Here is an 11,415-nt window from a genome sequence, read left to right on the forward strand (position 1 = left end):
TCGGTCCACGCCGACGCGTTCTGCCGCGATCGGCGTCGTCAGCCCTGGTGGTTCTTCGTCAGGCGCGCGATCTCGGTGCCCCAGACCGACTGCGCACCGGCGTCGCCCACGCGGTAGATCTGGACCATCGACGCGATCCCCACCGCCAGCACCACAATCGCGACGAGTATCCGGGTGGCGACGCGGCCCTTGTCGGACCGGCGTTCGATCACCCGCACGACGACCAGCACGACGGCGGCGACCAGCAGCGCGGCGGAGAAGTAGGTCATCAGGCCGCCGCGCTCAGCATGTTCGCGCAGGATCGGGCTCGGATTCGTTCTCAGGCCGTAGAGCCATCCGCCGGCGTTGATGGTGATGGGCGTCAACACCATGGTGACCACGGCCAGCGCCAGCGTGAGCCACATCAACTGCCCGCGCCGCGCCGCGGGCCATAACCCGCAGGCGATCTCCAGCAGGGCGGTGAGCGGCACCAGCACCAACACGAAATGCAGCAGGAGTGCGTGCGCCGGCATGCCGTTGATGACGTTCATGGCGTCCCCCGATGGTGGTGGGGCAGCGGCTAGCTGCCGAGCCCCTTCTTGATGGCCGCATCCTGCTTCTGGCCGACGTCATTGACGAATTCCGGCGGGGCCAGCGTGTCGGTCGGGCCGTCGAACTCCAGCGTGGCGAGCGCCTTGCCCTCGGTGAAGAGCAGGAGGACCACGCCCTTGCTGCGGTCCGGGGTGTTGCCCATCAACATCGTTCCGCCGCTGCCGATGTTCGACGGTTGCGTAGACGGATCTTTGATCATGCCGCCCTGTTGCCCCTTCGCGGCGTTCAACGCGTTCGTGGCGGAGTCGGGGTCGTCGTAGACCTGGATGGTCACCTTGATCGCGTGGCTACCGTCGTCGTCCTTGAAGGTGGTCGCTACGCCCGGCTGGCCGTTGGGGTTGCCGGTCGGAGGCGAGGCGGTGAAGGGGACCGGGGCGTTGATGTCACTGGGCTGGATGAGCAACTTGTCGTACTCGTTGGGCTGGGCCGGCGCCGATGACGCCGGTGCCGAGCCGGGGCTGCTGGGGGCCGAGGTTGCCGAGGTGGACTTCGACGGCGACGGCTGCGGCTTGTTGCTCCCACAGCCGGTCATCGATACCGCCAGTGCCGTCGTCACGGCGACACCCGCGATCACCGTTCCTGACATCCTCATCGCATCCAGCTCCCTTCCAGGCCTTCCTGGCGATAAAGTCGGATTCCTTCGATCGCACAGTACAGGGCTGCGCGGCAGGGTATGCCGCGCAGCGTCCTGGGGGAACTGGCCTGCTACTCGAGTTGATCGCGCAGGCTGCTCAGCGTGTTTGCCAGAATGCGGGATACCTGCATCTGTGACACGCCGATCCGCTCCGCGATCTGGCTTTGCGTCATGGATTCGAAGAACCGCATGCGCAGTACCTCGCGTTCACGCTGCGGCAGGGTGGCAACCAGCACCCGCAGCGCTTCCCGATTGGTGATGTGCTCGATCTGTGGATCGATGTCGCCGACCGAGTCGGCCACCGAGCGCGGCGTTCCCGAACTGTCGGCGCCCAGCGGTGCATCCAGGGAGTCGAGCCGATAGGCGTCGCCCGCGACGAGGCATTCGACGATCTCCTCGCGCGGCACCTCGAGCACCTGAGACAGCTCGCCCGCGGTGGGCGCGCGCCCGAGCTGCTGGGACAGGTCCGCGGTGGTCCTGCTGATCTGCACGTGCAGCTCGCGCAACCGGCGTGGGACGCGCATTCCCCAGCTGTAGTCGCGGAAGTAGCGCCGGACCTCGCCCATCATGGTGGGCACGGCGAACCCGATGAAGCTGGGCCCCTTCGCGGGGTCGAATCGGTTGACGGCGTTCATCAGCCCCAGCCGCGCGACCTGAATCAGGTCGTCGAGACCCTCGCCCCGGCGGGCGAAGTGACTGGCCACGTGGTCCGCCAGCGGCAGGCACCGAGAAACGATGCGTTCGCGCTGGTGCGCGTACTCGTGCGATTCGGCGGGCAACTGGTGCAGCGCCAGAAACATTTGGACCACATCGTCGTATGAATCGTCGGTCTTGGTGGTAGGTGGTGGAGCGGGTCGGGTCGCAGAAATCACATTGGTCATCGGCCTGCGCACCCCGCGTTCACTCGAAAAATCGTGTAAACGGTTGCGCGAAAATAAGTTTGCATACTGACTCTCTTCCTGAGTCGTGTGCAATGGGCGGTCGCAGCTCTGCGCACATCTCGCCCCCACTGCATCTCAATCCGCCGGACGGGTCGTTAACCCACGCACGAAGGAGCGGGGAGATGACTGGGGCTGGTTCGCCGGAGCCATACCAAGCTCAGTAGCCGTGCGGCTGCTGGACCGCTTTTAGCTAAACGGCGACGCGTCCATAACGGACTTCATTGGAGACTATACGCCCCTTCGCCTAGCCCGGCGATCGCTTGGGGGAGTGAATTCATATGAATTCTGAACAATTTCCACGGTGTACCACAAAGGCGTCCGCAAGCCGCCGGTGCGAAGCCGACGGCTTCCTTGAGAGCGGATGCACCATCGGCGAGCTGCGGCGTTGTCGGCCTTGGCCACCCTGCCGACGAGACGCCCGCGCCATCGGCAAACAAATTCCACCGGGTTGGTGCTACTTCTTGATGGTGGTGATTTATTCAGCGGTGCCACCAGGACAACCGCCGAGCCGCCGGGCAGACCGTCGAAGTCGGCCGCAGCGTGATCACGGCAGCGGGACGCCAGCACCAACCTCCTCCGGACATCGAGGCCGGCCGGGGCTTCCTCGCAGCATCCAGCGCGCCATGGGCCGGGAAATGTCGGCTTCCGTTCTCATTTCCGACGCGGCTGGGTACTGTTCGCCTGGTGTTCGTCACACCGATCGGTCGCCAGGGTTCCATTCGACTGCGAGAGCGATTCGCGCGCAACGCATTACGTGAGGATCGGCGGGGCGGCCGACGGAGCGGGCGATGAGCGGCACCGAGGCTGCGCTGGATGGGCACGGAGTGGTGGTGTCGGGCGGCAGTCGCGGCATCGGGCGAGCGGTCGCAGAGCTGCTGGGCAGCCTGGGCGCCGGTGTGGTCGTCAACGGGCGCGACGAACACGCCGTGGAAGAAACAGTCGCGGCGATCACGGCGTCGGGCGGGCGAGCCACCGCGGTGGTCGGAGCCGCCGACGACGAGCGCGTCGCCCGATCGCTCGTCGACGAATGCCTCAGCGCGTTCGGACGGCTGGACACCCTGATCAATTGCGCCGGCATCGCCGAACCCCGGGGTTCGTCGATCCTGACGATCACTGCGGACGAGTTCGACCGGCTGATCAGTGGCCACCTCGGCACGGCCTTCCACACCTGCCGGGCGGCCGCCCCGGTGCTGGCCGAGCAGGGGCACGGAGCCATCGTCAACACCAGTTCGGTCGCGTATCTGGGTGACTACGGCGGGACGGGATATCCGGCCGGCAAGGGCGCCGTCAACGGCCTGACGATGGCCATCGCCGCCGAACTGAAGCCCTACCGGGTGCGGGCCAACGTGGTGTGCCCGGGCGCCCGGACGCGCCTGTCGACCGGAGCCGAATACGAACAACACATCGAAGACCTGCACCGCCGTGGGCTGCTCGACGAGATGACCATGCGGGCGTCGCTCGACAGCGCTCCGCCCGAGTTCGTCGCACCGGTCTACGCCTATCTCGCCGGCGATTTATCGCGTGACGTGACGGGCCAAATCCTCGTTGCAGCAGGCGGTTTCGTCGGCAGTTTCGACCGCCAGACCCCGCGGCTGCTGGGTTACCGTGACCACCACCAGGCCGGGCCGTGGTCGGTGCGCGACGTGCACACCATGGTCGCTGGCGCGACCGAATGACGGGAAGCCCCGACCCGCGCGCCCTACGAGAGCCGGATGGCGGCGAAATCGGCCGCCTGGTCGACCATCCCGGCCTCGACGTATTGCCGGTGCGCGGCGGGGTTGCCCGCGCCGGAACAAACCGGGTCGCCGGGGACACACAACTCGAGCGTTTTTGCCGAATACAGCGGCCCGATGTTGACCGGCGGCTGGTTGATGATGCTCATGAACTGACTCGACGGCTTGCCGAACAGCGCCACCGCGGCCACGTGGTTGGCCACTTCTGCCGGCATCGGCTGTAGCGCCTGCACCAGGTGCACGCCGTCCGGCACAGCGCTTTCGGTGACGAAGCCCATCACCGCGGCGCCCTGCGAGTAGCCACCCAGCACCATCTTGGTGCGGGGGCAATTCGCCGCCATCTGTTCGACGTGACTGCCGGCGTCGCTGATGCCGTCGGCGGCCGTGGGGAAGTCGGTGGTGGCCGGATAGTTGACCGGATACACGCCGACCGACCTACCGCCGACGTGTGAGCGCAAGGTGTCGACGAAGTTCTGGCCGATGCGGCCGACACCGGGCGGCTCGGTGGTGCCTCGGGCGAACACCACCTCGACGTCGGGGCATGGATCCGCGGACGCCGCCGTGGCCGGGCCGCCGAGCAGAGCCCAAATCGGCGACAGCACAGCACAAGTCAACACAGCGAGGGGATGTGCCTGCATAGCGCGATCCTGCCACAGGACGCTCGCAAGCGCGCGCTGAGCGGTCGGCCGGCACCGCGGATGTGACGAGGGCCTCCAAATCAGAGATTCGCGTCGACGGGCGGCCGCTAACCCTGGGCGTGCCCCTGCCGCTTCGCGCGGAACGCGGACCGGGCGGCGTGCAGCGCGCCGCGGAACGTGTAGGCGGCGGCCACCACGCACAGCAAGATCAACACGACGAACATCGGCAGCCAGTTGTCCCGGCTGTGACTGACATTCCACCAAACGATCGTGAAGAGCACGGCACAGAGCAGCAGGACCCCGTCTCGCCAGTTGCCGTGGTAGGACAGCGCGGCCCGGCGTAACACTCGGCTGCGGTCCGCCGCATCGATCAGGTCGTCCACACGACCCTCGATGCTGCGCCGCAGTTCGGCGCGCCTGTCGACATCTTCGAGGGGGAGTCGGTCGAGTAGGTCCATGTCCTGCTTGATCGCTTCCCGGTAATCGGGCCCCCGGAATTGCCCCGCCGCAACCGCGAGCAGCGCGCCACCGAAGATGGGCGCGCTGTTCAGCGCGAGCTGTGCCAAACCCACCACGTGGGGGCCTCCTTCGATCGGCGGACAACGCCGACGCGTTGCAGACTCGCGCATCGCTCGCGCGACGGGACATAACGGCAAATATGTATGGTCAAGATCGCCGCCTCCGCCCGGCCGGTCAGGAGGCTCTCGACGAGCGCCGTCGCGTTCGCGGCGGCTCCGCGGCGCCCAGTGCGTCCATGGCCCGAACCATCTGCGGGTAGGCGATCGCCGGCCCGATCCAGCGGGTGAGGTAGCGCCGGAGATCGGCACCGCTGCGTGGCGGCCGTCCCGGGTCGGTCAGGAAGGAATGGAGAACCCGCAGCGAGAATTCGTTCAGCTCTTCCAGGCCGGCTTCATCGAAACCGTGCTGCTCCCAGTCGATGTCGTAGCGATGGAGCATCGAACGGCCGAAGGCCAGGGCGGTATCGGAGATGATTGAAACCTTCTGGGCGCCGCGGTGGCGCTGGCTGAGCACGAACTCGACCTGGTTGTCCGCGGCCAGCTCCTCGACGGCAAAAGCCATTCCTTCGGTGATGGCCACCACCGGGTCGGTGACGCCCTCCAGGTGGGCCGCCATGCGATCCAGGAAGCCGTCGGCCGACCGCATCGCGGACGCCACCAACAAGGCCTGCGTTCCGGGGAAGTATCGGTAGACGGTCTGCCGGGTCACCCCCAGCGCCCGCGCCACGTCCGCGATTCGCATCGCCGAGCCACGTTCGTCGATGATCTTGTCGGCGGCGTCGAGGATGCGCTCGATCGCCTCCGCATCGGACGCCGGCGTGTTTCCTGCCCAACCGTGACTGCGCATGATTAACGGGCGGCAAACCCGTGGCCGGTGAACCCCACAGCTGGATCATAACGTCTGTCGCGACGCCATCGTTGCTGGCTAACCGCCGAGTCGTGCGCCGGTAGCGCGGCAGGACAATATGCGCATTATGTATGATCACTGCGGATCCGGAGGGCTCCGGCGCGACAGAGAGGCCGACCGATGCAGTACGACACCGTGATCACCAACGGCCGCTGGTTCGACGGGACGGGCGGGCCGTCGGCTCTGCGGGACATCGGCGTGCGCGACGGCCGCGTGGTCACCATCGCCAAGGGACCACTCGACACGGCCGGGGCCCGGGTCATCGATGCGACAGGTCAGTGGGTGATTCCCGGCATCATCGACATCCACACCCACTACGACATCGAAACACTCTGTGAGCCAACGCTTTCCGAATCGCTGCGGCATGGCGTGACGACGGTGATGCTGGGCTCCTGCTCGCTGTCCACCGTGTACCTGGACAACGTCGACGCGGGCGACATCTTCGGCCGCGTCGAGGCCATTCCGCGGCGCTACGTCATCGAACAGCTCAACGAAGCCCGGTCATGGAACAGCCCCAAGGAATATGTGGCCGCGCTCGAGCAGCTGAACCTCGGCCCCAACATCGCGGCGTTCATCGGGCACTCCGACATGCGCGCCGCGACCATGGGCCTGGACCGGGCGACCCGCAAGGACACTCGCCCGTCGGCGGCCGAACTGGCGCGGATGGAGTCGATGCTCGAAGAGGCGCTCGACGAAGGCTTCGTCGGGCTGTCCTCGCAGCAACTGCTGTTCGACAAACTCGACGGCGAGGTCTGCCGGTCGCGCACCCTGCCGTCGACCTATGCGAAGCCGCGTGAACTCCGGCGCTTGAACGCGATCCTGCGGCGGCGCAACAAGATCCTGCAGTCGGGCCCCGACATCAAGAACCCGCTGTCGATCGTCTCCCAGCTGGCCACCTCGCTCGGCGTCGGCCGCCGGCGGTTGAAGACCAGCCTGCTGTCGGCCGCCGACGTGAAGTCCCTGCCGCCGGTCATCTATCTGATGGACTGGCTCGCGCGGATGGTCAACGCGCTCGGCGCGGATTTCCGCTGGCAGCACCTGCCGGTGCCGTTCGAGGTCTACGCCGACGGGATCTCGCTGGTGATCTTCGAGGAGTTCGGCTCCGGCGCCGCGGCGCTGCACCTGCAGGACGAGATCACCCGCAACGAGCTGATGCGCGACGAGGGCTACCGTCGTCAGTTCCGCAAGGATTATGACCAGAAGTACGGACCCCGAGTGTGGCACCGCGACTTCTTCGATGCCGACATCGTGGCGTGCCCCGACGAATCGGTGGTCGGCAAATCCTTCGGTCGGGTGGGTCTGGACCGCGGCGGCCTGCATCCGGTCGACGCGTTCCTCGACCTGGTGCTCGAGCACGGCGAAAAGCTGCGCTGGCGCACCACGATCTCCAACCACCGGCCCGAATTGCTCAAGAAGCTCGCGCAGAGCCCAGGCGTTCAGATGGGTTTCTCGGACGCGGGCGCGCACCTGCGCAACATGGCGTTCTACAACTCGGGCCTGCGCCTGCTGCGCCACGTGCGCGACGCCGAGAAGCAGGGCAGGCCGTTCATGTCGATGGAGCACGCCGTGCACCGGCTGACCGGTGAACTCGGTGCGTGGTACGAGATCGACGCCGGCACGCTGCGTGAAGGCGACCGCGCCGACATCGTCATCATCAATCCGGACAAGCTCGACGAGTCACTCGAGCGGTACGCCGAGCATCCGGTCGAGTCCTACGGCGGGCTGTCGCGGATGGTGAACCGCAACGACGAAACGGTCACGGCGGTCCTGGTCTCCGGGAAACTCGCCTTCAGCTCGGGCGAGGCCTCGCCCGAGCTGGGCGAGCAGCGTTTCGGCGAATTCCTCCGGGCCGGCAGCTCGGCACGAAAGCTGGCTTACACCGGATAACCGCGTTTATTGCTAGCGGCGTTTATTGCTGGCGGCATTTATTGCGTTGGGACACAGCGGTTTTCATGCCACCGATGCGCCCAGGATGAGGTTGACGGCCTCGTCGAGCTGTCCGGAGATCTCGGCGAAGCTGACGAACCGGGCGGTCATCAGCGCGCCGGAAAAGGTCATCTGCAGCGTGGATTTCACGGATCGGGGCCAACCCGGACCGAGCGCGGCCCCGATCCTTTTGGACACTTCTTCGCCGATCTGTTCCCGAAGCGGCGCGACCGCCGGATCGTCGGCCATCAGGGCGGCGCCGCAGGCGGCGGTGAGCTCCGGCTCATCGGCGACCACGACCGCCATGTCCCGAAGGGTCGCGCTGACCCGGGTCTTCGTGGTGTCGTTGACGTCGGTATGCAGCGGCAGGTCGCGCAGGAAGCGCAGGTAGACCGCCGCGACCAGCGCGCTTTTCGAGGGAAAGTAGGTGTAGGCGCTGGCCGGCGACACCCCGGCGCGAGTCGCCACCGCGCGCATCGTCAGATTCGCGTACGAGGATTCCCGCAGCTCCGCCAGCCCGGCATCGAGGACCTTACGAATGGTCTGCCCGGGCCGACGATCCGACCGGCGGGCCGCGCCGGCAGCCGCCGATTTCCCGGCGACGACCGGGAACGATGCATCTCTAGACACTCGTCCAGTGTAGAAACGGGATCTGCCGCCAACAACAGCATCCATCGCGGTCGGCTCGACTGCTCGCGCGGACACCGGCGCCCATTTACAGACAGCTGTCTAAAACGGGACCGACTGTCACCCCCGCACGCCGTTCTAGAGTGGCGCCTATGGGCGAAGCGGACCGGCATCGCTGGGACGAACGGTACGCGGCGAAGGGGCCGCCACCGCTGGGTTCGGTGGCGCCGCCCGCCGTCTTCGCTGGACATGCGGATCTGTTTCCCACCGCCGGAAGGGCCCTCGACCTCGCCTGCGGCCAGGGGACCGGTTCGGTCTGGCTGGCCGCACGCGGTCTGCAGGTGGTGGGGCTGGACGTCTCCCCGGTGGCCATCAGCCACGCGCGGGAGCTGGCCCAGCGCGCCGCGGTGGGCAGCCGCTGCCGCTTCGACGTCGTCGATTTCGACGGCGGACTGCCGGCGGGGACCCCGGTCGACGTCATCCTGTGCTGCAGGTTCCGCGATCCCCGCCTCGACCGGGCGATCATCGAACGACTCGCACCGGGCGGTCTGCTGGCGATCGCCGCGCTGAGCGAGGTCGGGGCGAGTCCCGGGCCCTTCCGCGCCGCGGCCGGCGAGCTGCCCGCCGCCTTCGCAGGCCTGGACCTGCTCGGCGCCGAAGAAGGCGACGGTCAGGCCTGGCTACTGGCCCGGCGCTGAACCGTTCTGACCGGCCGGGCGCCCGGCACTCCCTTGCGCACGACTCGAGCGGCGGCGATCCGGCCTCCGCTTGGTCGCACCCGTGCGGTGGGTCATCGCCGATTCGGTGGGGGTGGGATTGGTCCTGGGCGACCTGGCGGTACGGCGGCGCCGCTGCCCGCCGGAGTTGGTCCGGTGCTGCTGAGGCGTGTGCGAGGGCGCCCGGGCCGGTGCGGGCGCCTGGTAGGGCGCGACCTCACCTACGAGCGCTTGCACCGCGTCCGACGCCGCGGTCACCTGTTGAGGGGCGACCTTGATGCCGGCTTTGCGCATCAGCGCCCGGGTCTGTTCACGCTGATCGGGTAGCACCACCGTGACGACGTCACCGGCGCTCCCGGCCCGCGCGGTGCGCCCGGACCGGTGCAAATAGGACTTGTGCTCGCTGGGCGGGTCGATGTGCACCACCAGCTCCACCTCGTCGACGTGCACACCCCGCGCGGCGATGTCGGTCGCCACCAGCACCCGGGCGCCACCCGAGGCGAACATCGCCAGGTTGCGCTCGCGCGCTGGCTGAGACAGGTTGCCGTGCAAGTCAACTGACGGGACACCCGACTCGGTGAGCTGCCGCGCCAGCTTGCGCGCCTGGTGCTTGGTGCGCAGGAACAGGATCCGGCGTCCGGTGCCCGAAGCGAGCCGGTGCACAACCTCCTTCTTGGCCTCGGGGCTGGCGACGTGGAACACGTGGTGGGTCATCTCGGATACCGGCGAGTTGGCCTCGTCGACCGAATGCAACACCTCGTTCCGCAGGAATCGCGTGACGAGCTTGTCGACGCCGTTATCCAGAGTCGCCGAAAACAGCAGCCGCTGGCCACCATTCGGGGTCGCCGCCAGGATCCGGGTGACGCCGGGCAGGAAGCCGAGGTCGGCCATGTGATCGGCCTCATCGATGACGGTGATCTCGACGGCCTCGAGGCTGATCAACCGCTGCTTCATCAGGTCCTCGAGCCGGCCCGGGCAGGCGACCACGATGTCGACTCCGGACCTGAGGGCGGCGACCTGACGGCTTTGCGATACACCGCCGAAGATCGTGGTGATCCGCAGGCCGCAGGCCGTCGCCAACGGCTCGAGTGTCGCTGTGATCTGTGTCGCTAACTCTCGGGTCGGCGCGAGCACCAATCCCGACGGCCGCGAGGGGCGCCGGTTCCCCTCCGTCAGGCGGCTGACGAGCGGGATCGAGAAGGCCAGAGTCTTGCCGCTACCGGTCTTTCCGCGACCGAGTACGTCGCGTCCGGCGAGCGTGTCGGGCAGGGTCTCGACCTGAATCGGAAACGGATGGGTGATGCCGCGCTTGGCGAGCGCATCGACCAGCCGGGTGCGCACGCCGAGGTCGGCGAAAGTCTTGTCGGTAGTCACTTTTCGGTGCCTTTCAGGCATCGGTGGTGCCGTGCTGCAGGCGATAACGCCGCGCGGCATCGGCACGAGGTGGCGAGATTGCCGGATGGCAAAATCGATCGCCGCGAGACAAGCTAGTGCGGGATGCACGGATCATCTAGGTGACAAGCGCAAGCGTTGGGTTGGCACCAATGGGATGAGGAAGCGTTCCACGACGGTGTTGGCATGCAATGTCATGAAGCCAACGTTGCTGCCAGCGTAGCGTATCGGACGGCAATCCTCTAACCAGCCTCGAAATCCGGGATCGCCGCCGGACTTACCGACTGGCTCAGCCGTGCAGCCGGGAACGCACCGCGGCCAATCTGTCTTCGAGTTCCGACTCGTCGATGACGCCGCGCACCACGAGCGAGTGGGCCAACGCCACCAAGCGGTTCTCCGGATAGGGCAGGTCCGAGTAGACCGTCGCCGACAGGGCGTCCTCCTCGTCGCGGCGATCGGCGAAACCGAGCAGCTGCGCGCCGCGGTCGCTGTGGTCGAGCGCATCACAGATCCCGTCCAGGCTCGTCTGCCAGGGTGGTACCGGGTTGTCGACGCCGTACTTGGCTGCCATGCGCCTCCAAACCTGGTTGCGCTCAACAATTTTCGTCAGCATCGCGACGACTGCGTCCTCGGCGGGCTTCGGGGTGTGTGCGGTGCTCATCTCTTGGCTCGCATCAGTCGTCGACGGGGTGGACGGCCGGACGGGTATGGGTGATGGCGTTGGTCGTCACCCCCGGCTTGGGTAGCGCAACGCCGATCAGGCAATCGCGCGTGATGATTTCGACGAGTCGG

Annotated in this window: 12 protein-coding genes and 1 pseudogene; 3 read left to right on the top strand and 10 right to left on the bottom strand. The window is 67.2% G+C overall.

Annotation, left to right across the window (positions count from 1 at the left end):
* Positions 1–38: 38 nt before the first annotated feature.
* From A5708_RS06975 to A5708_RS06985, 3 genes are all read right to left on the bottom strand, one after another.
* Entirely contained in the window at positions 39–530 is a 492-nt protein-coding gene (locus A5708_RS06975) for a DUF2231 domain-containing protein (RefSeq protein WP_065027917.1), read from the bottom strand.
* 29 nt (positions 531–559) lie between these two features.
* A complete protein-coding gene (locus tag A5708_RS06980; protein ID WP_065027918.1) occupies positions 560–1,183 on the bottom strand; it encodes a hypothetical protein in 624 nt (207 codons plus the stop codon).
* Positions 1,184–1,296: 113 nt separating this feature from the next.
* On the bottom strand, positions 1,297–2,106 hold the full coding sequence (locus tag A5708_RS06985; RefSeq protein ID WP_065027919.1) for a SigB/SigF/SigG family RNA polymerase sigma factor: 810 nt from the start codon (positions 2,104–2,106) through the stop codon (positions 1,297–1,299).
* Between the two features lie 848 nt (positions 2,107–2,954).
* Here A5708_RS06985 and A5708_RS06990 point away from each other — a divergent pair.
* Positions 2,955–3,842, top strand: coding sequence for an SDR family NAD(P)-dependent oxidoreductase (locus A5708_RS06990; protein ID WP_065027920.1), 888 nt, complete (start codon positions 2,955–2,957; stop codon positions 3,840–3,842).
* A gap of 23 nt (positions 3,843–3,865) precedes the next feature.
* Here A5708_RS06990 and A5708_RS06995 read toward each other — a convergent pair whose 3' ends face one another.
* From A5708_RS06995 to A5708_RS07005, 3 genes are all read right to left on the bottom strand, one after another.
* Complete coding sequence (locus A5708_RS06995) at positions 3,866–4,501, bottom strand: cutinase family protein (protein ID WP_065027921.1); 636 nt, start codon at positions 4,499–4,501, stop codon at positions 3,866–3,868.
* 143 nt (positions 4,502–4,644) lie between these two features.
* Positions 4,645–5,112, bottom strand: coding sequence for a hypothetical protein (locus tag A5708_RS07000; protein WP_065027922.1), 468 nt, complete (start codon positions 5,110–5,112; stop codon positions 4,645–4,647).
* Between the two features lie 118 nt (positions 5,113–5,230).
* Positions 5,231–5,902: a TetR/AcrR family transcriptional regulator gene (locus A5708_RS07005; RefSeq protein WP_065027923.1), complete on the bottom strand. Its 672-nt coding sequence runs from the start codon at positions 5,900–5,902 to the stop codon at positions 5,231–5,233.
* 180 nt (positions 5,903–6,082) lie between these two features.
* Here A5708_RS07005 and A5708_RS07010 point away from each other — a divergent pair, with 180 nt between their 5' ends.
* Positions 6,083–7,849: an N-acyl-D-amino-acid deacylase family protein gene (locus tag A5708_RS07010; RefSeq protein WP_065027924.1), complete on the top strand. Its 1,767-nt coding sequence runs from the start codon at positions 6,083–6,085 to the stop codon at positions 7,847–7,849.
* A gap of 63 nt (positions 7,850–7,912) precedes the next feature.
* Here the strand turns inward: A5708_RS07010 and A5708_RS07015 are convergent, their stop codons facing one another.
* Positions 7,913–8,518 (bottom strand): TetR/AcrR family transcriptional regulator, encoded by a 606-nt coding sequence (locus A5708_RS07015; protein ID WP_065027925.1) that lies wholly within the window; start codon positions 8,516–8,518, stop codon positions 7,913–7,915.
* Positions 8,519–8,667: 149 nt separating this feature from the next.
* Between A5708_RS07015 and A5708_RS07020 the strand changes: the two genes are divergently transcribed.
* On the top strand, positions 8,668–9,213 hold the full coding sequence (locus tag A5708_RS07020; protein ID WP_065027926.1) for a class I SAM-dependent methyltransferase: 546 nt from the start codon (positions 8,668–8,670) through the stop codon (positions 9,211–9,213).
* On the opposite strand, the gene A5708_RS07025 is transcribed toward A5708_RS07020, so the two are convergent.
* The 3 genes and pseudogenes from A5708_RS07025 to A5708_RS26680 form a co-directional block, all read right to left on the bottom strand.
* A complete protein-coding gene (locus A5708_RS07025) occupies positions 9,196–10,605 on the bottom strand; it encodes a DEAD/DEAH box helicase (RefSeq protein ID WP_065027927.1) in 1,410 nt (469 codons plus the stop codon). The two genes, A5708_RS07020 and A5708_RS07025, sit on opposite strands and share 18 nt — an antisense overlap.
* 307 nt (positions 10,606–10,912) lie before the next feature.
* Positions 10,913–11,284 (bottom strand): thiocyanate hydrolase, encoded by a 372-nt coding sequence (locus tag A5708_RS07030; protein WP_065027928.1) that lies wholly within the window; start codon positions 11,282–11,284, stop codon positions 10,913–10,915.
* Between the two features lie 13 nt (positions 11,285–11,297).
* Positions 11,298–11,415, bottom strand: a pseudogene (locus A5708_RS26680) (thiocyanate hydrolase subunit gamma); the annotation flags it as partial.

The organism is Mycobacterium colombiense, from assembly GCF_001672755.1.
GTDB lineage: Bacteria > Actinomycetota > Actinomycetes > Mycobacteriales > Mycobacteriaceae > Mycobacterium > Mycobacterium colombiense_C.

Coding starts and splice junctions, on each gene's coding strand:
- A5708_RS06975 (WP_065027917.1), bottom strand. CDS start 530: ATGAACGTCATCAACGGCATGCCGGCGCACGCACTCCTGCTGCATTTC.
- A5708_RS06980 (WP_065027918.1), bottom strand. CDS start 1,183: ATGAGGATGTCAGGAACGGTGATCGCGGGTGTCGCCGTGACGACGGCA.
- A5708_RS06985 (WP_065027919.1), bottom strand. CDS start 2,106: ATGACCAATGTGATTTCTGCGACCCGACCCGCTCCACCACCTACCACC.
- A5708_RS06990 (WP_065027920.1), top strand. CDS start 2,955: ATGAGCGGCACCGAGGCTGCGCTGGATGGGCACGGAGTGGTGGTGTCG.
- A5708_RS07005 (WP_065027923.1), bottom strand. CDS start 5,902: ATGCGCAGTCACGGTTGGGCAGGAAACACGCCGGCGTCCGATGCGGAG.
- A5708_RS07010 (WP_065027924.1), top strand. CDS start 6,083: ATGCAGTACGACACCGTGATCACCAACGGCCGCTGGTTCGACGGGACG.
- A5708_RS07020 (WP_065027926.1), top strand. CDS start 8,668: ATGGGCGAAGCGGACCGGCATCGCTGGGACGAACGGTACGCGGCGAAG.
- A5708_RS07030 (WP_065027928.1), bottom strand. CDS start 11,284: ATGAGCACCGCACACACCCCGAAGCCCGCCGAGGACGCAGTCGTCGCG.